This window comes from Flavobacterium chungbukense (genome assembly GCF_020805785.1).
GTDB lineage: Bacteria > Bacteroidota > Bacteroidia > Flavobacteriales > Flavobacteriaceae > Flavobacterium > Flavobacterium chungbukense.
Genome location: NZ_JAJGZV010000010.1, coordinates 86,430 through 108,577 on the forward strand (window position 1 = coordinate 86,430; position 22,148 = coordinate 108,577).

22 protein-coding genes are annotated in these 22,148 nt (G+C 31.3%); 15 read left to right on the top strand and 7 right to left on the bottom strand.

Going from position 1 to position 22,148, the window contains the following annotated elements:
• Positions 1-8 precede the first annotated feature (8 nt).
• From LL966_RS20900 to LL966_RS20945, 10 genes are all read left to right on the top strand, one after another.
• Positions 9-539 (top strand): mechanosensitive ion channel domain-containing protein, encoded by a 531-nt coding sequence (locus tag LL966_RS20900; protein ID WP_229355952.1) that lies wholly within the window; start codon positions 9-11, stop codon positions 537-539.
• A gap of 104 nt (positions 540-643) precedes the next feature.
• The gene (locus LL966_RS20905) at positions 644-1,744 is read left to right on the top strand and encodes an AI-2E family transporter (RefSeq protein WP_229355953.1); all 1,101 of its coding nucleotides are present in this window, start codon (positions 644-646) and stop codon (positions 1,742-1,744) included.
• A gap of 77 nt (positions 1,745-1,821) precedes the next feature.
• The gene (locus tag LL966_RS20910) at positions 1,822-3,654 is read left to right on the top strand and encodes a BamA/TamA family outer membrane protein (protein WP_229355954.1); all 1,833 of its coding nucleotides are present in this window, start codon (positions 1,822-1,824) and stop codon (positions 3,652-3,654) included.
• A gap of 177 nt (positions 3,655-3,831) precedes the next feature.
• Positions 3,832-4,344 (top strand): hypothetical protein, encoded by a 513-nt coding sequence (locus LL966_RS20915; protein WP_229355955.1) that lies wholly within the window; start codon positions 3,832-3,834, stop codon positions 4,342-4,344.
• Between the two features lie 216 nt (positions 4,345-4,560).
• A complete protein-coding gene (locus tag LL966_RS20920) occupies positions 4,561-6,183 on the top strand; it encodes an LVIVD repeat-containing protein (RefSeq protein WP_229355956.1) in 1,623 nt (540 codons plus the stop codon).
• 182 nt (positions 6,184-6,365) lie between these two features.
• Complete coding sequence (locus tag LL966_RS20925; protein ID WP_229355958.1) at positions 6,366-8,897, top strand: PIG-L family deacetylase; 2,532 nt, start codon at positions 6,366-6,368, stop codon at positions 8,895-8,897.
• Between the two features lie 114 nt (positions 8,898-9,011).
• Entirely contained in the window at positions 9,012-10,733 is a 1,722-nt protein-coding gene (locus tag LL966_RS20930; protein WP_229355959.1) for a sodium:solute symporter, read from the top strand.
• A 30-nt stretch (positions 10,734-10,763) separates the two neighbouring features.
• Complete coding sequence (locus LL966_RS20935; protein WP_229355961.1) at positions 10,764-11,192, top strand: hypothetical protein; 429 nt, start codon at positions 10,764-10,766, stop codon at positions 11,190-11,192.
• Between the two features lie 272 nt (positions 11,193-11,464).
• Positions 11,465-12,085, top strand: a complete 621-nt coding sequence (locus tag LL966_RS20940) for a hypothetical protein (protein WP_229355963.1) — start codon at positions 11,465-11,467, stop codon at positions 12,083-12,085.
• Positions 12,086-12,105: 20 nt separating this feature from the next.
• Complete coding sequence (locus LL966_RS20945) at positions 12,106-12,732, top strand: MCP four helix bundle domain-containing protein (RefSeq protein ID WP_229355965.1); 627 nt, start codon at positions 12,106-12,108, stop codon at positions 12,730-12,732.
• A gap of 5 nt (positions 12,733-12,737) precedes the next feature.
• Here LL966_RS20945 and LL966_RS20950 read toward each other — a convergent pair whose 3' ends face one another.
• The 7 genes from LL966_RS20950 to LL966_RS20980 all read right to left on the bottom strand — a co-directional run bounded on the left by LL966_RS20950 (position 12,738) and on the right by LL966_RS20980 (position 17,616).
• The gene (locus tag LL966_RS20950; RefSeq protein ID WP_229355967.1) at positions 12,738-13,148 is read right to left on the bottom strand and encodes a nuclear transport factor 2 family protein; all 411 of its coding nucleotides are present in this window, start codon (positions 13,146-13,148) and stop codon (positions 12,738-12,740) included.
• 5 nt (positions 13,149-13,153) lie between these two features.
• Positions 13,154-13,675 (bottom strand): TetR/AcrR family transcriptional regulator, encoded by a 522-nt coding sequence (locus LL966_RS20955; RefSeq protein WP_229355968.1) that lies wholly within the window; start codon positions 13,673-13,675, stop codon positions 13,154-13,156.
• 144 nt (positions 13,676-13,819) lie between these two features.
• Positions 13,820-14,662 carry a DUF2911 domain-containing protein gene (locus LL966_RS20960; RefSeq protein ID WP_229355970.1) on the bottom strand — a complete coding sequence of 281 codons (843 nt, stop codon included), beginning with the start codon at positions 14,660-14,662 and terminating at the stop codon, positions 13,820-13,822.
• A gap of 71 nt (positions 14,663-14,733) precedes the next feature.
• Positions 14,734-15,396: an HAD family hydrolase gene (locus tag LL966_RS20965; RefSeq protein ID WP_229355971.1), complete on the bottom strand. Its 663-nt coding sequence runs from the start codon at positions 15,394-15,396 to the stop codon at positions 14,734-14,736.
• Between the two features lie 103 nt (positions 15,397-15,499).
• Entirely contained in the window at positions 15,500-16,219 is a 720-nt protein-coding gene (locus LL966_RS20970; protein ID WP_229355972.1) for a tRNA threonylcarbamoyladenosine dehydratase, read from the bottom strand.
• Between the two features lie 153 nt (positions 16,220-16,372).
• Positions 16,373-17,017 (bottom strand): TatD family hydrolase, encoded by a 645-nt coding sequence (locus tag LL966_RS20975; RefSeq protein WP_229355973.1) that lies wholly within the window; start codon positions 17,015-17,017, stop codon positions 16,373-16,375.
• Positions 17,017-17,616: a DUF1684 domain-containing protein gene (locus tag LL966_RS20980; protein ID WP_229355974.1), complete on the bottom strand. Its 600-nt coding sequence runs from the start codon at positions 17,614-17,616 to the stop codon at positions 17,017-17,019. Before LL966_RS20980 ends, LL966_RS20975 begins: the two co-directional genes overlap by 1 nt.
• A 99-nt stretch (positions 17,617-17,715) precedes the next feature.
• Here LL966_RS20980 and LL966_RS20985 point away from each other — a divergent pair, with 99 nt between their 5' ends.
• The 5 genes from LL966_RS20985 to LL966_RS21005 all read left to right on the top strand — a co-directional run bounded on the left by LL966_RS20985 (position 17,716) and on the right by LL966_RS21005 (position 22,143).
• Positions 17,716-18,933, top strand: coding sequence for an MDR family MFS transporter (locus LL966_RS20985; RefSeq protein WP_229355975.1), 1,218 nt, complete (start codon positions 17,716-17,718; stop codon positions 18,931-18,933).
• Positions 18,934-19,097: 164 nt separating this feature from the next.
• Positions 19,098-19,466 (top strand): BlaI/MecI/CopY family transcriptional regulator, encoded by a 369-nt coding sequence (locus LL966_RS20990; protein ID WP_111284008.1) that lies wholly within the window; start codon positions 19,098-19,100, stop codon positions 19,464-19,466.
• An 8-nt stretch (positions 19,467-19,474) separates the two neighbouring features.
• Entirely contained in the window at positions 19,475-21,046 is a 1,572-nt protein-coding gene (locus LL966_RS20995) for a M56 family metallopeptidase (RefSeq protein ID WP_229355976.1), read from the top strand.
• 42 nt (positions 21,047-21,088) lie between these two features.
• On the top strand, positions 21,089-21,748 hold the full coding sequence (locus LL966_RS21000) for a TonB-dependent receptor plug domain-containing protein (protein WP_229355977.1): 660 nt from the start codon (positions 21,089-21,091) through the stop codon (positions 21,746-21,748).
• A 26-nt stretch (positions 21,749-21,774) separates the two neighbouring features.
• On the top strand, positions 21,775-22,143 hold the full coding sequence (locus tag LL966_RS21005; RefSeq protein ID WP_229355979.1) for a BlaI/MecI/CopY family transcriptional regulator: 369 nt from the start codon (positions 21,775-21,777) through the stop codon (positions 22,141-22,143).
• Positions 22,144-22,148 lie beyond the last annotated feature (5 nt).

Sequence of the window (22,148 nt, forward strand, 5' to 3'; positions counted from 1 at the left end):
ATTTATTTATGTTTTCTTTCAAAGAGTATAGCCGCGAAATCTTAGTCACCGTAATTCTTATAGCAGTATTAATTGTACTTCGAGTAGTAATTGCTAATCTAATAAGACGTTTCGCCGCTACAAGTCAGTTGTTCGAGGATCGTACCAATTTGGTTATCAAATACATTAATATTTTAATGAATATCTTGGTAACGACTAGTTTAATCGTAATTTGGGGCGTTCAAACTGAGGATATTTTCTTTACGATTTCTTCTATAGCAACCGTTATAGGTGTGGCAATGTTTGCACAATGGTCTATTTTAAGTAATGTGACTTCTGGAATGATTTTATTTTTCTCTTTTCCTTTTAGAATTGGAGATACTATAAAAATACACGATAAAGATTTCCCTATTGAAGCTGAAATTGAAGATATTAATACTTTTCATGTAAGTTTAAAAACGAAAGAAGGAGAAAAAATAATTTTTCCAAACAATCTTTTGCTTCAAAAAGGAATTTCTATAATACCTGCAAAATACGAAGAAAGAGAATTTTTTGACTAAGATATAGAATGGGAATTTTATAAGTGCAGGCAAAAAAGCTAGAACATAAAAAGACAAATAAAGTGTAATATTTGTTTAATAAATCTAGCTAAACCTCATTAAAAATGACTCGACCTATTACTTTACCTTTTTATGCAAAACTTGCCTTTATTCTTGTTACTTTAATTTGTTTTGCATTTATATTTTGTACCGGAAAAGATATCTTGACACCCGTTTTACTGGCATTTTTATTTGCTGTATTACTGTTGCCAATTTTTACTTTTTTGAATACTAAATTCAAGTTTCCTCGGCATCTTGCTGCACTTGTTTGTCTTGCTGTTTTTTTATCAATCATCGTCGGAATCTTGATTTTCATTTCGTATCAAGTGACTTATATGGCCAATGATTTTGAAACTATAAAGAAAAATGCCAATTCTTTTATTATAGAAATTCATAAATTTGTACGAGAAAACTTCCAAGTAAGCATCGGAGATCAGAAAAAATATTTGGATTCTGTTACCAAAGATTCTGTAAAAACGGGTCAGGCTAAATTAGGCTCATTTATTATATCAATGAGCGACGTACTTTTAGATAGCACTATAATTATTATTTACACCTTTTTATTCTTAATATATAAAGAACATTTTAAACTGTTTTTGGCCAAATTAATCCGCAAAGAAAATCATCCTGTTTTGGTGGATATTCTTTCTCAAATAAAAGTTTCGATAAACAATTATATTGTTAGTTTGATTATCGAAATGATCGTTGTATCGGTACTGACAAGTTTAGGATTATGGATTATTGGCATCAAATATTTTATTCTATTGGGATTGATAACAGGAATTCTAAATTTGATTCCTTACATCGGAATTCTAATTGCCGGAATTATTACTGTCTTGGCTTCCTTAACCGGATCTGCTGAATTTTCTATGATACTAGGAATTCTTATTGTTAATGTAATTGTTCAATTTATTGATAATAATCTTCTTGTGCCGTTAATTATTAATTCAAAAGTCGAAATCAATGCTTTTGTTTCCATTATGGGAATTATTATTGGAGGCGCAGCAGCAGGAATTGCCGGAATGTTTTTAGCAATTCCACTTTTAGCCATTCTAAAAATAATCTTTGACCGAATTGAATCTCTCGCTCCTTGGGGCTATTTGATGGGAAATCATGTTCCGCGCAAATTTAGATGGAGAGCAAAAAAAGTTACTATTGAAAATTAAACAAGAGGAATCTAAAAATCTCTTTATTATTCCTTAAATTCATAAACAATAAAACTATCTGTAGAATAACTATCCTAATGTCTGTAAACAAAAAAATATTATTTCTTATTTTATTGTGCTTGTGTTTACAAGGAGGATATGCTCAGGTACAGCAGGCAAAAAAAGCCGCACAAAACAAAAAAGACACGACTGAAATTTACAATAGAATTCGAAACTATTCTAAAAAAAATAAGTTTACGCAGACTATGCACAAGCTATTTTTTAGATCCAAGAAATCAAAGAAAAAGGAAGAATTACTGGTACCAATTGATTCGACGCATTATGATGGAAAAATTATTCGTAAAATAAACATCATAACATTAGATCCTTTTGGATATTCTGTTGCAGATACAGCACAAATGCCAAAAAACTGGGGAGAGAGAACCGGTAATAGGCTCCATTTAAAAACAAAAAAAATAGCAATTTATAATTTACTTCTTTTCAAAAAAAACACACCGTACAATACCTATAAAATTTTGGAATCTGAACGTTTGATTCGTGCGCAACGCTATGTTACAGCTGTTCGTATTTCTAATCAGACCGTTGGTGTTGCATCAGATTCTGTAGACGTAACAATTCGTGTGCTGGACTCCTGGAGCACAATTCCGAAGTTTTCTATTTCTAGTAATCAGGTTTCTGTTGGATTTAAAGAGAAAGATTTTTTTGGTTCTGGACAGCAGTTGGAATATCGTTTTACAAACCGTTTTGATGATGGTAGAAATGCAAACGAAGCAACTTATACTGTTCCAAATATAAAAAACACTTATATCGGTACAGTGCTCCATTACAGAATGGATTTGGATAACAATTATATTAAAAGTATTAATGTAGAGCGAGACTTCTATTCACCTTTAACCAAATGGGCAGGTGGCGTATATGTAGATGAATATTATAGAAGAGATACGCTTCAAGCGCCAGATCTTACTTTTGCCTTTCAGCCGGTAAAATACAAATCTCAGGATTTTTGGGCTGGGCGTGCTTTTAAAATATTTGAAGATCAGCACGAAGCTATTACGAATCTTGTTGTAACCACTCGTTTTTTAAATAAGAATTTCACCGAATCTCCTACCGAAGTTTACGATCCTGATAATTTCTATTCTAGCGAAAAACTAATTTTAAGCGGTGTAGGACTGAATACCAGAAAATTTATTCAAGATCGATACATCTTTAGAAATGGCCAAACCGAAGACGTACCGATAGGGCGTGTTTACGGACTTACGTTTGGTTATCAGTATAAAAACACCTTCTGGCGGCCGTATGTTGGCGCACAATTCTCTTTTGGTAATTACTATCGTTTAGGTTTTTTAAGTATGAACTTTGAGGCTGGAACTTTCTTTCATCAATCCAAGACCTATCAAACTGCATTTTTGTTTGAATCAAACTATTTTACAAAATTATACAGTATTGGAAATTGGAAATTGAGACAATTCGTAAATCCGAAATTTGTTGTTGGAATAAATCGTGATGATGTTATGGGAGATCAGCTTAATATTAACGAACAAAATGGTTTAGCGGGCTTTAATACAGCTTTGTACGGAACCAGCAAAGCCGTTCTTTCACTTCAAACACAAACCTACTCTCCGCATTCTTTATTAGGTTTTCGTTTAAATCCGTTTTTTAATTACGCGATAGCCGTTTTAGGAAGTCCAGAAATCGCTATGACCAAAAGTAAGCCATATTCTAAAATTACTCTAGGTTTATTGGTAAGCAATGACTATTTGGTTTTTAGTTCTTTTCAGCTTTCAATTTCTTATTACCCGAGCATTCCGCAGCAAGGGGATAATGTATTTAAGACAAATACATTTGAAACTACAGATTACAGAATGCAAAGTTTTGAGTTAAATAAGCCTAGAGTTGTCAATTATCAGTAATTTTTTTTAAAATTTTCATCTTTAAATAAAACACTTAATATCAGAAAATTAAGTGTTAAACAAATCAAAAAATAATTCGACGAAATACATTTTTTACTCGACAAAATGCATGATTATTTTTTTTGGCACAGTATGTGAATACTCCTTTTCAAGATTAACATTAAAAATTTAAAAAAGATGAAAACGATAAAATTAGCAATCGCTGGATTATTTCTAATGGTTGCAAATGCCACGCAAGCCCAAGTATCGATTAACGTTAATATAGGTACTCCGCCAGCTTGGGGACCTGCAGGATATGCCGAAATGGAATATTACTACTTGCCAGATATTGAAGCGTATTATGATGTAAGAGCTTCTCAGTTTATTTATTTTGGAAGAGGAAAATGGGTTAGAACAACCTATTTACCAAGACAATACAGAAACTATGATTTATACGGTGGTTACAAAGTAGTTTTAACTGATTACCATGGTAGAACACCTTATGCTTACTTTGATCGCCATAGAGTAAAATACTATAAAGGATACCACGGAGCGCCACAAAGACCATACAAACCAAGACCGGTTTATGGTTATAATGATCGAAGAGATTACAAACGTTACGACAAACATGATAAACACGATAAACATCGCGATAGACATGATGATCACCATCACCATGATGATCACGACCACGGTAGAGGAAGAAGATAATGCTAAAATGTTAATTTTTAGCGCTAGAGAGTATCAGAAACGATACTCTCTTTTTTTTTGCTTTTTTAGTTTCCAAGTTTTGTCAAAATATTGTAACTTCAATATAAATCACTGAACAACAATGGCTTCAATTGAGTTATTTTAAATATTAACCTTTGTTTAATGTGATTATGATATATATTTGCAGCGAATTTTTAAACTCAAATCAAAATTTTTATGAAAAAGAATGTTTATTTATTTTCATTTTTAGCAATGTCACTTTTAATAGGTTGTGACGATAATAATGATGGAAACGACAGCCAATCGGTAAATAACATTACAATTAACTCAGATCAAACTACCTTAAATCAGAGACTTGACCTAACTAATTCTGGTGTTATTTCAATTGAAAATGTTTCAGCTACTGGAAAAAGTACAGAAACTGCAATTACAACTTTACCCTTAGTGCAGATTGCCGAAGTAAAGCCTCCTGTTGATGCCAACGGAAGAACACTTCAAGCAAGCCATGTAACAGTAAATGGAAATTACGCTTACGTTTCTTACATCACAAGAGGCGATGTTTATTCTGGAGCAATCGATGTTATTGATGTTTCTGATCCTTACAAACCAAAATTAGTTACTTCTGCTTTGATTCCAAATACGGATATCACTTCTCTTACTTATGTCAATAACAGTTTAATTATTGGTGCAGCAAAAGATGTGGATAAAGATTCTCAGCTTGCAGGAAATCCTGCAATTGTGTTTAATATGGATTTAAGTTCCGGATTACTTACCAATACAATAAAAACAAATTATTTAGAAAGTAGAGTGACAACAGACGTCGCTGCAAATACAGCTAATTATTTTGCAGTTACAGGAGACAATGGAAGTTTATTCAAATTGAGCACTTCAACTAAAGCTGTTACAGGAAAAGTTGCTGTTGCCGACTTACGTTCTATTGCTTTAACAACTGACAAAGTAGTGACTTTAAGCGGAACTAAAGGAGTAAATATTTACAACCAATCGACTTTAGCTTTGCAAAAAACTTTTGCAACTTCTACTGATATTAGTGGTGCAAAGAGAACTATGGACATCGACGGAACAAAACTTTTTGTTTCTGAGGGACGAAATGGTTTAGGAGTTTATGACATCAATAGCGGATCAAAATTACAGACTATCGGAATTCCAGTTGCTGGAGAAGATAATGTTACTAATGCGGTTTCTTTTAATGACGGTTACGCTTTTATTGCAAATGGAGCTCTTGGACTTAATGTTTATCAATCTGCCACTCAACTTAGTTTATTAGGTTCTTTAGGAATTGCTGGTTCATCAAACTATGTAAAATCTAGTGGTAATTACATATATGTTGCTAGTGGTACAGGCGGTTTAAAAATCATTAAATTAGAAAAACCAAGCACTACATTTGCAAGTTGTTCTTCATATGGTATTTATAACCAAGGCAGCAATTTAATCTTAAATTCTAATGAAACTAAATCTTACCAAGGTGCAACAGCTATTAATTCAGCTATTATAAACTCTGGTGCTGTTTTAACACATTGCGGTTCAATTGCTATTCTTAGTAATTTGACTTTAAACAGTAAAGGTACATTCAATATGAGAGGAAGTTTATCTCAAGGAAAATACCAGCAAACCAATCCAACAGAACTTATCCTCAACAGCGAATCTGTTTTAAACATAGAAGGATCAGTTGTAATTTGGGGAGATTTGAGATTAAACAGTGGTGCTAAAATCAACTTTATTGGAAACGATTCGTCTATTACTATTTACGGAAAAGTAACCAAAGGAAGCAATGTTACCATTACAGGGAATTATAAAGACACTGAAAATAAATTAAAATAAAACTATAAGTTCCAATCACTTATATCTTATAAATAAAAAAGCTGTTAGATTAATTTCTAACAGCTTTTTTGTTTTATTCTCAAAAATAAGGTATAATTATTGTGCATTAACATTTCATTTAAATAATCTTCCATAAAATAATTAGTATTTTTGGAACAGTTTCAAAAACATCTACCTCTAACATGCGAAAAATACAGATTCAAATCTTTCTTTTATTTTTTTTAGGTTTTCAGATTTCGTTTGCGCAGCAGCCACAAAAACCAAATTCAGTTGAAATTTACAATCAGATTAAAAAATTAAACTTTTTAGGATCTGTTCTTTATTTAGCAGCGCATCCTGATGACGAAAATACCCGAATGATTTCGTATTTAGCAAACGATATGAATGCCAGAACTGGTTATTTATCTTTAACTCGTGGCGATGGAGGTCAAAATTTAATTGGTCCGCAATTGCGCGAATTATTAGGAGTTATAAGAACTCAAGAATTAATTGAAGCACGAAAAATTGATGGAGGCGAACAATTTTTTTCTAGAGCAAATGATTTTGGCTTCTCAAAAAATCCTGACGAAACTTTAGATATTTGGGATAAAGACAAAGTTCTTGCCGATGTAGTTTGGACTATTAGAAAATTTCAGCCAGATATTATTATCAATAGATTTGATCATCGCTCACCAGGAACTACACACGGGCATCATACATCTTCAGCAATGTTAAGTGTTGAAAGTTTTAAATTGACCAACGACCCAAAAATATATCCTGAGCAATTAAAATATGTTGCTCCTTGGCAAGTAAAACGCCAATTTTTCAATCCGTCATGGTGGTTTTATGGAAGTCAGGAAAAATTTGATGCTGCCAATAAAGCTAAATTTACAAAGCTAGAAACTGGTGTTTATTATAATGGAATTGGAAAATCGAATCAGGAAATAGCAGCATTAAGCAGAAGCCGTCATCAATCACAAGGTTTTGGAAGCACAGGAGTACGTGGTGAAGAAACAGAATACCTAGAATTAATTAACGGTGAAACACCCAAAAATCGTGATAATTTATTTGATGGTATTGATACAAGCTGGAACCGCGTTAAAAATGGAAAACCAATCGGTGATTTGATTTCTTCAATTATTTCAAAATATGATTTTAACAAACCGTCGGCTAGTATTCCTGATTTAGTAAAAGCTTACGCCATGATTGAAGCTTTGGAAGATGATCATTGGAAAGCTATTAAATCTGTAGCGATTAAAAATATAATTGCCTCTTGTTCTGGCTTATACCTTGAAGCTGTTGCAAATGAGCAGGAAGCGACTCCTGGAAGCACTCTTAAACTGTATCTTGAAGCTATTAACAGATGTAGTATTGATATGCAATTAGTTAGCATAAAAACTTTACCTGATAATAAGACCATTTCTCAAAATATTGATTTAAAAAACAATAGCGATAAAAAAATAAATCTTCAACTGCAACTTCCAGAAAATATAGAATACACGCAACCGTATTGGTTAAAGGAAAAAGCAACAGTTGGAATGTACACTGTTTCTAATCAAGAAATTATTGGAATTCCAGATATTATCAGAGAAACTAAAGTCGTTTTTAATGTTAAGATTAATGACACCGAAATTCCTTTTGAACGTATTATTGTTTACAAATACAACGACGGTGTAAAAGGAGAAATGTATAATTTTCTTGATATAGTTCCTGAGATTACCACTTCTATTTTAGAGAAAGTTTTGATTTTTAGGGATACCAAAAGCAAAATGATTCCAGTTAAAGTTCGTGCTGGAAAAGATAATGTAAAAGGAAATTTACAATTAGAATTACCAAAAAGCTGGACAGTTTCTCCAAAAGAAATTCCCTTTGATTTAGATAAAAAAGGCAATGAACAGATATTTTATTTTGAAGTAACTCCTCCTGTTAATCCTGAAGAAGCGATGGTAAAAAGTATAGCCATTGTTGATGGAAAACGTTTTGATAAAGATCAGACGATTATAGACTTTAACCATATTACGAAACAAATGGTTTTAAAGAACGCAGAATCAAAATGTATTCGAATTGACCTAAAAACTTCGGGAGATGCTATTGCTTATATCATGGGTGCTGGAGATGAAGTTCCTGAAAGCTTGGCCCAAATGGGATATAAAGTTTCTATTCTAAAACCAGAAGAAATCACCCCTGAAAAGTTAGATTCTTTTAGTACTGTTATTACTGGAATACGTGCTTACAATACTGTAAATGCTTTGGCTAACAAACAAAATATTCTTTTCAATTTTGTAAAAAGCGGAAAAAATATGATTGTGCAATACAACACAAACGGAAAATTAGTAACCGATAAAATTGCGCCTTATCCATTAAAATTATCAAACGATCGTGTTACGGAAGAAAATGCAAAAATCACTTTTTTAGCACCAAATCATCCTGTTTTGAATACGCCAAATAAAATTTCAGAAAAAGATTTTCAAGGCTGGACACAAGAACAAGGTTTATATTACCCAAATGAATACGATGCGGCCTTCACTCCTATTATTTCTTCTCACGATAAAGGAGAATCGGCAAAAGATGGTGCATTATTAGTCGCACCTTACGGAAAAGGATATTACATTTACACGGGTTTAAGTTTCTTTAGAGAATTACCAGAAGGAGTTTCTGGCGCTTACCGATTATTATCGAATATTATTTCTCTTAAACAGCCAATTGAAGCTCCTAAACAAGAATTAAAGCAATAAACTATGGAAACGAAAAAAACAAAAAAATGGAAAAAAAGCTATACCTACGTTTTGGTCGTTAATGCAATTTACATTGCTATTTTCGTTTTAATCATGCAATTATACTCATAACCTATGCAGCTATTTGACTGGATCGTACTTATTGTAACATTATTATTTATTGTTGGATATGGCTCGTGGAAAACGCGAGGCAGTAAAAACGTTGAAGATTTCATTTTAGGAAACAACGAAACGCCTTGGTATACTGTTGGCCTTTCTGTTATGGCCACACAAGCCAGTGCGATTACTTTCCTATCTACTCCAGGACAAGCTTATCATGACGGAATGGGATTTGTTCAATTTTATTTTGGCTTGCCAATAGCCATGATTGTAATTTGCGTCACCTTTATTCCTCTTTATCATAAAAGCAAAGTTTTTACGGCTTACGAATTTTTAGAAAGAAGATTTGATGTTAAAACTCGTTCTCTAGCCGCTATTCTGTTTCTAGTACAGCGCGGATTAGGAACTGGTTTAACAATTTATGCTCCAGCCATTATTTTGTCTGCCCTTTTAGGATGGAACTTGACTGTTATGAATATCATTATCGGTTTTTTAGTTATCATTTATACCTTTTCTGGCGGAACAAAAGCCGTTAACGTTACACAAAAACAGCAGATGTTCGTAATTATGTCTGGAATGTTTATCACTTTCTTTTTGATTCTTCATTACCTTCCAAACGATATGACTTTTAATAGTGCACTTCATATTGCAGGTGCAAACGATAAAATGGATATTGTGAATTTTTCTTTTGATCCAGAAGAGAAATACACCATCTGGAGCGGTATCACAGGAGGTTTCTTCTTGGCTCTTGCCTATTTTGGTACTGATCAATCGCAAGTTGGACGCTATTTGTCTGGAAAATCAATTCGTGAAAGTCAAATGGGATTGATTATGAATGGCCTTTTGAAAGTTCCAATGCAGTTCTTTATTCTTTTGACAGGAGTTATGGTTTTTGTGTTTTTTCAATTCAATCCGGTTCCTTTAAATTTCAATCCAAATAATAAAATTGCGATTGAAAAATCGATTTATAAAGATGAATATCATGCTTTAGAACAAAAATTAGTAAAATTATCGGAAGACAAAAAAGTAATTAACTTGTTGTATATCGATCAGTTAAATCAAGATTATGACAATCCTATTTTGCGTAAAGAGTTGGTAGCGTTGTCTAATAAAGAGAAAGATTTACGAGACAAAGCAAAAGAAATAATTGTAAAAGCAGATAACAATACCGAGACTAACGATAAAGATTATGTGTTCTTTCACTTTATTCTGCATTATTTACCAAAAGGTCTAATCGGATTGCTATTGGCCGTTATTCTTTCTGCAGCAATGTCTTCTACCGCTTCTGGATTAACTGCATTGGCCTCTACAACGGCGATTGATATTTACAAAAGAAATCAGAAAACACCAAAATCAGAAAAGCATTATTTGAACGTAACGAAGTTTTTTACTCTTTTTTGGGGAATTATAGCAATCCTTTTTGCTTGTGTAGGAACGTTGTTTGAGAATTTAATTCAGCTAGTAAACATTATCGGATCGATTTTCTACGGAACCGTTTTAGGAATTTTCCTTGTTGGTTTTTATTTAAAAAGAGTTAAAGCAAAACCAATGTTTATTAGTGCCATCATTAGTCAATTGACGATTTTTGTGATTTATTACTTTATGATTTATACGCAAGAAAAACTAGGTTATTTATGGCTGAATTTTATTGGCGCTATTTTGACAATTGTTTTGGCTTTACTTTTCCAATTTTTATTTTTCAGAGGGCAAAGTGAACTAGAAGTAATTGAAGAATAATCTGATTTATAAATTTGATATTTTCAGCAAATGAAAAAAGAAGAATTTTTATTTTGTTTAAAAGGAGCAAGTTTTGTTGCTCTCAAATTTGCAGAACGATATGTCAAAGATAAATTAGTTACAGACTTTAAGTATAATGTGATTCTTACTGTTGCTGGTAATATTGTCGGGGTAAAGCAATTTGAGATATATCCTGAAGAAAAAGATATTATAAAACTGGATTTAACTGATAATGAAGTTGTAGATTTATTATATAGAAACAATAAAATACCAATTTGGATTGATATCAGCGTTTTAAAATCAAGTAGAAAAAGTACAACTTTTAATCTATTATGTTCTGGAAAATATAGTGGTGATAAAGATGATTACTATTATAATGAAAATGGTTCTGGACCTTTTGGAGTGAAAAGTCCAAATTTTCCATTAAATTATAAAGAGGGCAAAAAATTTAGGTTATAGAGTAATTTTTCATACAATAAACATTCTATTAAATAATCCTAATGCCCTAGCCCTGATGGAAGCGGCATCCTTTTTGTTTTTTCTTTAAAAACAAAAAGATATAGCGAACAGCAGGAAGAAGCTCCTAAACATTAGTATTCTAAAACTAAATTCAACAAACCATATTTCTGCATTAAATTTGTAAGTAAAAAACACTATTTTAGTAGCTGTAAATCTTTTCTTAAAGATTTACTTTCCAAAAACTAATGTAACTTTAACTGGAGAAATTATAAATGAAAATTTCAGACAATTTAGAAAAATTATTACCATTTGGTTATCTGTTTCTAATTATAATGGGAATATTAAAAGATAGCATATACTATCATCTTTTCGGCATAAACATTTTAAAATACTCTACGATAATGGATATTTTAATTAGCCCTATTGCTGAGTTTACCTCGAATCCTATTATTTTATTTTCAATAATTTCATTGTTTGTACTTCATTATTATTTACCTGACTATTTATTAAAAAATAAAGAAAAAAAGTTTATTCAAAAATCTTTTGAGTTAAAGCCGACAGATTTATTATCGATTGAAGAAGCCAAAAATTACTATAATGGTATTGCAATAAAATTTCTTGCTACCTTTTTATTATCATTTTTTCTAGGTTATGGATTTGCGGGTGGCTATATGGGCAGGCAAAAGATAAAAAACAACGATTTAGATTACATTTATAAATTGGATTTTAATGAAGGAGATTCTAAAGAAGTGTACCTAATTGGAAATAACAGTCTTTATTATTTCTACTTAATTAAAGGAGATAAACATATCCAAATTTCACCAGTCTCTTCTATCAAAAATATAGAGATGACCAAAAATAGAATAATTGATAAAGATTTTCCGTTTTTCTAATTTTTCAAAAAAATAGCATTATGAAAGATTTAAAAAAGTATAGTAACAAAGCCAAAGCCGCATTTGTGCTACTAATAGTAATGCTAATTATTTTGTTAGGAAATTTCAATACGCTTAGAAATTCTAAAAATGTAAACGATAATATCAATGCAATTTACAATGATAGATTAGTTGTTGCACATTACATTTTTCAATATTCAAAGCAGCTTCATTTTATAAAAGCCGAAGCCGAAAAACTCGATTTGAGTGATAATATTAAGAAAAGTGAAATCATTCATACTTTAGATATCATTCATAACATTGATGATTTATATGCAAAAACGGTTTTAACCAATAAAGAAAAACAGCACTTCGATGTATTTTTAGGCGCTTGTAAAGAAATAAATTTACAAGTTAAAAACAAAAATTGGAATAAAATCGCCGTCTCAAGTGCTGAAGCGTTAAAAACATTAGAATCTTTATCACAAATTCAAATTGTGGAAGGAAAAGCAAAACTCGCAGCTGCCAATTCGATGTACAATAGAAATAATTCGATTGGTCAATTACAAATTGGATTGCTTATCATTTTGGGAGGAATTACTTTTTATTTATTGATTAAGAAAATAAAAAGGACGGTAAAGATTCCTGAACCGCCCTCTATGAATTAAATTATTTACAATTTTCTTTCTTCTTCTTTTATTGAAAGATCATTTATACTGGCAAATCTTTTTTGCATGAGACCATTTGCATCAAACTCCCAGTTTTCATTTCCGTAGGCTCTAAACCAGTTTCCTTCAGTATCCTGATATTCATATTCAAATCGAACTGCGATTCTATTTTCTGTATGTGCCCAATATTCTTTTTTAAGTTTGTAATTTTTCTCTTTTTTCCATTTTTGCGTTAAGAATTGTACAATTTCTTCTCTTCCGTTTACAAACTGATTTCTGTTTCTCCATTCGCTGTCAATTGTATATGCTTTTGAAACTCTTTCCGGATCCTGACTATTCCATGCGTCTTCTGCTAATTGAATTTTCTCTATTGCTGTTTCGTACGTGAAAGGTGGCAATGGCAATTTTTGTTCCATAATCATTACATTAAAGTTTGAATAATTTTTTTTGTTTGTTCGATAAGCTGATTGGATTTAAAAAGCTGACTTTCTATAATACAGCTTTCAAAAAGCAGATATACATGATCGGATAAAAGATTATCCTTTAAAATTTCAGTAAAATAAGAACGCAAATCAGCTTTATGATTTTGAATTACTGCTAGAATTTTAATATTGTCAGATTGAATTTCTGATAAAATATTTAGAAAACTACAGCCTCTAAAATTTTCATTTTTATTCATATAAATTAAAAAATCAAAAGAAGCCAAAACCTTTAGCTTCATATCGTTCTCTTTTGTTGTGAATTTTTGCAATTCTTCAAACCAAAATAAATGACGCTGATTTAAAAAGGCAACACATAAATCTTCTTTAGATTTAAAATGCTGATAAAAACTTGCTTTTGCAACTTTTGCTTCTTCAATAATTTGATTAATGCCCGTCGCATTGTAACCTTGTCTATGAAATAAAATAAATGTTTTTTCTAATATTCTCTCTTTTGGTAACATAGCAACATAATTTATAGTAGCAAATATATAAAAATTCACAACACAAACAGACAAGTCTGTCTATATTTTTTTTTTACGAAATGAGCAAAAAAAAACCAAAGCATAAAGCTTTGGTTTTTGAATATTATAGAATAAAATTAGAACTTATCTGCTCCACTCGGCAATACTGTCTTTATTCAATTTTACGTAATCCGCGTTGTTTGCTGCTTCTGCAGAGGCTAAAGAAGCTTTTGCAGTTTCTACCGCACCTTTTTTATCACCTTGTTTTGCTTGAATCAACGATTTCAATCTTGTTACGTAATAAGGTTTATCAGTGCTCATATCCAACGCTTTGTCTACATACGTTCTAGATAATTCGATATTTCCGTTTGATTGAAATAAATATTGAGACGCCGCATAATAATCGTTCCATGATGGTCCAGCTAACGTTTTATCGATACTAGCAATAGCCGTTTTAGCAGTTGGCACTTCAAATTTTAAAGCTACATGAGAATTTTCCCAAGCCATTTCTAAATAACCAAAATTCGGGTCTAAACCATTTATTCCGATTGTAAATGTTTCTATTGGAGTTGGTAAAGCATCTTCTTTTACAGTAGTTTTTAAAGCTACATAAGCTTCGCTCCAATTTTCTGGTAATCCCCAATTATCTGTAGAAAGGTAAAAAATAACATCCCAGCTTTCAATTCTTGGAACAGTGTAAATTGCATACTTACCTTTTTTCAATGTTTTACCGTCAATAATAACGTCGTCACTGAAATTAATAATTGTATTTTCGTTTGCTCCGGTTCTCCACAATTTACCAAATGGAACTAAATTTCCAAAAACAGCTCTTCCTCTTGCTCCTGGTCGTGAGTACGTAACTTCAACATCCGTTAAACCTACAGTTTGTTTTATATATCCTTTTGGACTTGCTTGCGGAGTTTTTACTTGTGCTTCTGATGCTAATGGCGCTAAAATCAGGGCTAATGCAATAAGTATTTTTTTCATTCTTCAGTTTTTTTTTTTTTATTTCAAATTTACAAATTCAAATAGGGAACAAATGTTAAATTTTATATAATTCAAGGCTTGAGCTGTGCTATTTTTTGAGCATTTAATTCATTAAAATGATCGATAACCAAATCTGCTTCTGATAGATCTTGCAGGTTCGAATGTTCACTTTTATACCCTACACAATAAATTCCTGCTCCTTTAGCGGCTTTTATTCCGTTAGTACTGTCTTCAATTATAATACATTCCTCTTTAGGTGCAATTGATAAAGACGCTGCATGAATAAATATCGCCGGATTTGGTTTTGACTGCGGAAAATCTTCTCCACTTACAATATCCGTAAAATATTGATGCAAATTGAATCGAGTAAAAACGCGTTCAATAGTGACTTTTGAAGCCGAAGATGCTAAAATTAATTGTATACCATTATTGTACAGGTCTTTAATCAAATCTTCGACGCCATCTAAAAGATATAAATCTTCTTTTGTATCAAAAGCATCATTAAAGATAGTTCTTTTTCTTTGAATTAAATCTTCAACTTCTTGATCTACAGATGGAAAATATTCTTTTAAGCTCTGAAATGTATTTCGAGTGGAAAATCCAGTAAATGAAGTGTACATTTCTTCCGGCACTTCAATATTTAACTCTGAAAATTGTAAATAATAGGCATAGCGATGAACTGGCTCCGTGTCTACGATTACGCCATCCATGTCAAAAATTACTGTTTTAATCATTTTTTTTAAGGTTCTGAGGTTCTAAGTTTTTTTAGTGTTTTGAGGTTTATTTTTTGGACAAAGATTCTAAGTCTCCAAAGGTAAACCTTAGCAACTTAGAATCTTATTTTTCGTTCGAAATCAAATAGCGAATCACCGTTTCTGCGGCATGAAGACCGAATAATCCAGGCATATAGCTATTGGTTCCGTAGAAAGATTTTTTGAAATTTTTTCCGTCTGTTAACTTTAAGCTTTTTTCATTTTGAATTTCAGATGAAAAGACTACTTTCAATTTATTGATCTTTACTGCTTTCAAACGCTTACGGATTGTTTTAGAAAAATAGCAATTGATCGTTTTAGAAATATCGACAACTTTAACTTTAGAAGCCAGCATTTTTCCTCCCGCACCCATACTGCTAATGATTTTTACTCTTTTGCGTTTTGCAGCAATAATCAAATTTAATTTTGGCGTAATACTGTCAATACAATCTAATACGTAATCAAATTCTGGAGAAACAATTTCGAAAGCTCGCTCTGGAGAAAGAAACTCTTTAACACGAGTAAGTTTCAATTCTGGATTAATATCCATCAAACGATCTCCAACAATCGTTATTTTTGGTTCACCAACTGTTGAATGTAATGCAGGCAATTGGCGGTTTATATTGGTAATATCCACAACATCACCATCAACAATTGTCATGTTTCCTACTCCTGCTCTTGCTAAAAATTCAGCTGCAAAAGAGCCAACTCCTCCTAATCCTACAACTAAAACATTCGCTTTTTGTAAATTTTCTAATCCTTCTTTGGTAAACAAAAGCTCAGCTCTTTCTGTCCATTCTGCCATATTCTCTATTTTGTAATTTTTTAGTTTATTCTTTTTTTGTTTTTCGTTTTTTGTTTCAGTTTCCAAGTGTTAGGCTGAGCGAAGTCGAAGCCCGTTTCTAATTGAAGTGCCCTTCGACTTCGCTCAGGGTGACAAACTTTTAATTTTCTTTTTTTACTCAAACACACTTTTATAATTACTTGAAATAATACCTTGTATTTCTTTTATATTTAATTCTTTATATTCAGATGCCAATTCGTAAACTTGCTGAATTGTTTCTTGAATTGTATCAGTTTCTAAGAAAAAACGATCGTTTGGAATTTCTTGGAAAACGGTTTTTAAATCTGGATTTTTCAATAAATATTTTCCAAACGAAAGATAAAATCCATCTTTAATTAATTGTTCTGCCAATTGTTTATTCTTTGAAAAACCATGAATAATCATTGGCACAGAAATTTTCATTCTTTTCTTAATCGCTGTAATTTCTTGAAAAGCCGCAACACAATGTATGACAACCGGTTTTTTAAATTGTTCAGCCAATTCCAATTGCTTTTCAAAAACTGAAATCTGCAACTCTAACGGAACTTCAATTCTTTTATCTAAACCACATTCTCCTATTGCTAAACAATTGTTATGCTGCAATTTTTCTTCTATAATTTTCAAATCTTCGTTCAAACGATTTTCGTCAATATACCATGGATGAATTCCAATAGAATAAAATGCAATAGAAGAATCAAAATCTTTTGGATATTGATTGACCAATTCTAAAACATCTTTTTGATTGGTAAATTGATGGGTATGAAAATTAAAATATTCCATTAATGAAAGTCTTTCACTCCTGCTTTAATTTCGATTTTCAAATCATTTTCAAGCGGTACAAGCGGACAAGAATATTCATAATTGTATGCACAATAAGGATTATACGCTTGATTAAAATCAATTGCAATTGTATTTCCTTTCTGAATTTCTAAATCAATATAGCGGCCACCAATGTAACTTTGCTTACCAGTCGTTAAATCTGAAAAAGGCAGAAATAGATAATTTTTATATTTATCTTGAATAATGAGTTCTAAATTTTGATAAACGGCAAGTTTAAAAGCTTTTCCATTGATTTTGAAGTTCAAAGTACCATATTTAGTATACTTTGAAGTGTATTTTCCGCTCTCTTTCATTTCTATCACTTTTCCGCCTTTTGCTTTTACCAAAGTTGCATTGACAAAAAAAGTTTCGTTTATAGGATAAAATTCTAAGCTTTTAAAAGTCTTTAAATCCTTTGCCATTAATGGACTAGTCTTAGGATCAGCAAATTCTGAATTCAATTTCTTCTGAAATTTTATAACATCACTTTTGTTAAACTTTTTTTGACCAAAGCCTAAATTAAAAACAAACAATAAAACAAGGGCGCAGATAGTTTTCATCTTAGAAATTTTATGCAAAAATAGTTCAAAAGTAACAAAACGACAACCACTTAACTTGACAAAGTTTGCTAACTTTGTTGCGATAATCTATCACACAAAATGCTTAAAAACGCTTTTACTCACTACATTAATAATTTTAGAGGTTTTTCTAGAGAAATTTGGATTCTTACAATTGTTACTTTTATTAATCGTGCCGGAACAATGGTACTTCCTTTTTTATCTAAATATTTAAAAGAAGATCTTCATTTTTCGTATAATCAAGTGGGATGGATTATGGTTGCTTTTGGTCTTGGCTCTATGTTAGGTTCTTGGCTTGGCGGCAAGCTTTCAGACAAAATTGGATTCTACAAAATAATGGTTTTCAGCTTATTTACTAGCGGAGTTTCCCTTTTCTTCGTTCAATATATTACCCACTTCTGGTCGCTTTGCATTGCAATGTTTCTTTTGATGACCGTTGCAGATATGTTCAGGCCGGCCATGTTCGTATCTTTAGGGGCTTATGCTAAACCTGAAAATAGAACTCGAGCTTTAACGCTTGTTCGATTAGCTGTAAATTTAGGTTTTGCTGCAGGACCAGCTCTTGGCGGACTAATTATTATGGGAATGGGCTATTCTGGTCTTTTTTGGGTTGACGGATCTTCTTGTATTATAGCCATATCTATATTTGCCTTTTTAGTAAAAGAAAAGAAAAAAGTAGTTCACGAAGATAAAGCTGAAAGCGCTGAAGATGTAAAATCAGTTTTCCATGACAAGATTTTCTGGGTTTTCTTATTTGTAAGTTTCATTACTGCCATGATTTTCTTTCAGCTTTTTACAACTTTACCTTTATATCATAATGAAAAGTTTGGATTAAGCGAATTTCAGACTGGTTTATTAATGACGTTGAACGGACTTTTGATTTTTGCCTTAGAAATGCCAACCGTTGGCTTTTTGGAAAAGAAAGGTTTTGCGAAAATCAGAATTATCATTTTGGGTTCTTTCGTAATGGCATCAAGTTTCTTTTTATTGCTTATTAATTTCTGGGCTGGAATTTTGGTTGTCAGCATGATTTGTATTTCTATTGGAGAAGTTTTAACTTTTCCTTTTTCGAATGCTTTTGCTTTGAGCCGTGCACCCCGCGGACAAGAAGGTCGCTACATGGCGCTTTATACCATGAGTTTTAGTTTGGCTCATATTATAAGTTCTAAACTTGGTTTTGAAATTATTACTCGCTTGGGTTATCAAATCAACTGGTTATTTATGGCTTGCATTGGAGTTGTTGCAACTGGTTGCTGCATTTGGATTAAAAATGCTTTGGTCACAGAAAAACCTCAATAAAAACTTTAACTTTATAAATCACTAATATTCAATTTATTACAATTAAATTTGAATAGCTTTTCTTTGGCTTAAAACGAAATCAAACTTAATTTTTAGTTAAATAACTATTTTTATAGTTGCGTAACTAAAAAAATAGTTGTAGGTTTGAATTAAAATTAGAGAAGATGCAGAAGTTAACAAACAAAGAAGAAGAAATCATGATGATTTTGTGGAAGCTTAAAAAAGCTTTTGTAAAAGAAATTCAAGCAGAAATCACAGAAGATCAGCCACATTACAATACTTTATCTACTATTGTTCGCAATTTGGAAGAGAAAGGTTATGTTGGACATAATGCATTTGGAAATACGCATCAGTACTTTCCGGTTGTAGCTATTGAAGATTATAGAAAAGGATTCATGAAAACGGCAATTGATAATTATTTCAATAGTTCCTATAAAAGCATGGTTTCTTTTTTTGCTAAAGAAGAAAAAATATCAGCAGACGAATTGAGAGAGATCTTATCAATGATCGAAAATAAAAACGAAGAAAAATAATTCTGATTATGGATTCAATTTTCATTTATATCGCTAAGTCAACTTTTTTATTGCTTTTGTTTTATTGCGCCTATTCTTTTTTATTGCGCAAAGAAACATTTTTCAACAGTAATAGATGGTTTTTATTGTCTGGTTTAATAGTTTCTGCAATTTTGCCCTTGCTAACTTACACCAAAGTAATATGGACTGAGGCAACTCCACTTTTAGAGAGTTTCCAGCCTAATCTGCCAAGTGTAGAAAAAGAAGCTCCTCAATTCAATTGGAATCAAATTATCTTAGGAATTTACGGAATCGGTTTTATTATTTTCATCATTAAATTGGCTATAGATTTTTATAGTTTGAATGCCATTATTAAAGGAAAAAAAGTACAGCAGCAAGCCGATTTCAAATTTATTGATATTAATGAAAATATTGCTCCGTTCTCCTATTTTGAATATATCGTTTACAATTCATCACTGTATACGGCTTCAGAATTAGAAAATATCATCGAGCATGAAAAAGTGCATAGCGATCAAAATCATACTATTGATGTATTGATTTCTAGATTCTTCAGCATTATTTTCTGGTTCAATCCTATTGTTTGGCTTTACAAAAAGGCAATTACACAAAATCTTGAATTTATTGCAGACAGCGAAGCAGCAAAAAAACTTTTAGATAAAAAAGCGTATCAATATACTCTTCTTAAAATAACAACACACGAAAATTGTGTTGCCATCACCAATCATTTTTATCAATCATTAATCAAAAAACGAATCGTTATGTTAAACAAAAATCAATCAAAAAAGAGAAATTCTTGGAAGTATTATGTAGTAATTCCAGCACTAGCGGCTTTTGTTTTATTGTTTCAAGTAGAAGTAATCGCAAAAGAAAAACCTCAAATTGTTACTGACAAAGAATCAAACATTGCATCTGTAGATGTTTTTAAAATCCGTAAAAATTCTACTGATTCAGAATTGAACGAAATCAAAAACAATTTGCAAAAAAATCATAATATTAAGTTTGAAGTTTCTAATATAAAGAGAAATGCATCAAACCAACTAACGTCGATTTCAGTTGATGTAAAACGAGGAAAACAACAAGCAACATCTGTACAATCTACTGATGGAGAAGCAATAAATGAATTTGGAATTTTAGTTATTACATACAAAAACGGAGATAAAAAGATCGGAATCCAAACTGAAGACAACTCTAAAAATAAAGAACCTAAAAAAGCTACTAGCAATAAATTAAAAACTAAAACAGAAAAAAATGCTAACACTAATTCTACTAATAGTACAAAAACTAACAGTATTACTAGTACAACTGTTAACACTGTTGTAATTACAGATACAGATGATAAATCATCAACTAATGTTGTTATCACTTCTAACCCAAAAGTTGTTGTTTCTAATTCAGTAAAAACAAAAATGAATATGCAGTTAGTAGTTGTTGACGGAGAAGAAATGCCTTCTAATTTTGATGTTAATAGTATTAATCCAAAAAATATTGAATCTATGAGTGTTTACACCGGAGTTAATGCTACAGCAAAATATGGCGAAAAAGGTTCGCAAGGAGTAATTGAAATTGAAACTAAAAAATAATTTTTTTCCATTCATCAATCATTAATCAAAAAACGAATCATTATGTCAAACACAAATCAATCAAAAAAGAAAAACTCTTTGGGGTATTACGCTGTAGTTACAGCAGTTGCAACATTTGCATTATTGTTATTTCATATGGAAGTAATTGCAAAAGAGAAAACTCAAACTGTCAACGAAAAAAACGACTCAAATATTGAATCTATAGATGTTTTTAAAATCCGCAAAAATTCTACCGATGCTGAATTGATTGTAATCAAAAACAATTTACAGAAAAAACACAAAGTAAAATTTGAGTTTTCTGATGTAAAGAGAAACACATCAAATGAGCTAACTTCAATTGCAGTTGATATTAAAAAAGGAAAACAGAATGCTAAATCTATTCAAAACTCCGAAAATCAAACCATAAACGAATTTGGTGTAGTTGTTATTACTTATAAAAATGGCGATAAAAAAATCGGAATTCAAACAATCAATGAGTCCAAAGATAAAAGCAAAAAAACTGAAATTTCAAATTCGCCAAAAAGTAAAATTGGAAATCAATTGATAGTTGTTGATGGAGTAGAAATGCCTTCTTCCTTTGATTATAACAGTATTAAACCAGACGATATCGAATCTATGAGTGTTTACACAGGTCTTAATGCTACAGCAAAATATGGAGAAAAAGGTTCAAATGGAGTAATTGAAATTGAAACTAAAAAATAATCTGTTTTAATCTAACAAATCAGAAGATGCAAAAACTAACCAATAAAGAAGAAGAAATCATGCATATTTTATGGAAGCTAAAAAAAGCTTTTGTAAAAGAAATTCAAGCAGAGATTTTAGAAGACCAGCCACATTACAACACCTTGTCGACTATTGTTCGTAATTTGGAAGAAAAAGGATATGTTGCGCATGATGCTTTTGGAAACACACACCAATATTATCCGATTGTAAGTATAGAAGATTACCGACAAGGTTTTATGAACACTGCAATTGATAATTATTTTAATAGTTCTTATAAAAGCATGGTTTCTTTTTTCGCTAAAGAAGAAAAAATTTCTGCAGACGAATTACGTGAAATCTTGGACATGATCGAGAATCCAAAAGAAAGTAAATAATTATA

What these genes read in the sequence shown, in the direction of transcription:
- LL966_RS20925 (WP_229355958.1), top strand. Translation starts at nt 6,366, where the DNA reads ATGCGAAAAATACAGATTCAAATCTTTCTTTTATTTTTTTTAGGTTTT.
- LL966_RS20965 (WP_229355971.1), bottom strand. Translation starts at nt 15,396, where the DNA reads ATGATTAAAACAGTAATTTTTGACATGGATGGCGTAATCGTAGACACG.
- LL966_RS20940 (WP_229355963.1), top strand. Translation starts at nt 11,465, where the DNA reads ATGAAAATTTCAGACAATTTAGAAAAATTATTACCATTTGGTTATCTG.
- LL966_RS20930 (WP_229355959.1), top strand. Translation starts at nt 9,012, where the DNA reads ATGCAGCTATTTGACTGGATCGTACTTATTGTAACATTATTATTTATT.
- LL966_RS20935 (WP_229355961.1), top strand. Translation starts at nt 10,764, where the DNA reads ATGAAAAAAGAAGAATTTTTATTTTGTTTAAAAGGAGCAAGTTTTGTT.
- LL966_RS20960 (WP_229355970.1), bottom strand. Translation starts at nt 14,662, where the DNA reads ATGAAAAAAATACTTATTGCATTAGCCCTGATTTTAGCGCCATTAGCA.
- LL966_RS20910 (WP_229355954.1), top strand. Translation starts at nt 1,822, where the DNA reads ATGTCTGTAAACAAAAAAATATTATTTCTTATTTTATTGTGCTTGTGT.
- LL966_RS20970 (WP_229355972.1), bottom strand. Translation starts at nt 16,219, where the DNA reads ATGGCAGAATGGACAGAAAGAGCTGAGCTTTTGTTTACCAAAGAAGGA.
- LL966_RS20985 (WP_229355975.1), top strand. Translation starts at nt 17,716, where the DNA reads ATGCTTAAAAACGCTTTTACTCACTACATTAATAATTTTAGAGGTTTT.
- LL966_RS20945 (WP_229355965.1), top strand. Translation starts at nt 12,106, where the DNA reads ATGAAAGATTTAAAAAAGTATAGTAACAAAGCCAAAGCCGCATTTGTG.
- LL966_RS20995 (WP_229355976.1), top strand. Translation starts at nt 19,475, where the DNA reads ATGGATTCAATTTTCATTTATATCGCTAAGTCAACTTTTTTATTGCTT.
- LL966_RS20955 (WP_229355968.1), bottom strand. Translation starts at nt 13,675, where the DNA reads ATGTTACCAAAAGAGAGAATATTAGAAAAAACATTTATTTTATTTCAT.
- LL966_RS20980 (WP_229355974.1), bottom strand. Translation starts at nt 17,616, where the DNA reads ATGAAAACTATCTGCGCCCTTGTTTTATTGTTTGTTTTTAATTTAGGC.
- LL966_RS21000 (WP_229355977.1), top strand. Translation starts at nt 21,089, where the DNA reads ATGTCAAACACAAATCAATCAAAAAAGAAAAACTCTTTGGGGTATTAC.
- LL966_RS20900 (WP_229355952.1), top strand. Translation starts at nt 9, where the DNA reads ATGTTTTCTTTCAAAGAGTATAGCCGCGAAATCTTAGTCACCGTAATT.
- LL966_RS20915 (WP_229355955.1), top strand. Translation starts at nt 3,832, where the DNA reads ATGAAAACGATAAAATTAGCAATCGCTGGATTATTTCTAATGGTTGCA.
- LL966_RS20920 (WP_229355956.1), top strand. Translation starts at nt 4,561, where the DNA reads ATGAAAAAGAATGTTTATTTATTTTCATTTTTAGCAATGTCACTTTTA.
- LL966_RS20905 (WP_229355953.1), top strand. Translation starts at nt 644, where the DNA reads ATGACTCGACCTATTACTTTACCTTTTTATGCAAAACTTGCCTTTATT.
- LL966_RS20950 (WP_229355967.1), bottom strand. Translation starts at nt 13,148, where the DNA reads ATGGAACAAAAATTGCCATTGCCACCTTTCACGTACGAAACAGCAATA.
- LL966_RS21005 (WP_229355979.1), top strand. Translation starts at nt 21,775, where the DNA reads ATGCAAAAACTAACCAATAAAGAAGAAGAAATCATGCATATTTTATGG.
- LL966_RS20990 (WP_111284008.1), top strand. Translation starts at nt 19,098, where the DNA reads ATGCAGAAGTTAACAAACAAAGAAGAAGAAATCATGATGATTTTGTGG.
- LL966_RS20975 (WP_229355973.1), bottom strand. Translation starts at nt 17,017, where the DNA reads ATGGAATATTTTAATTTTCATACCCATCAATTTACCAATCAAAAAGAT.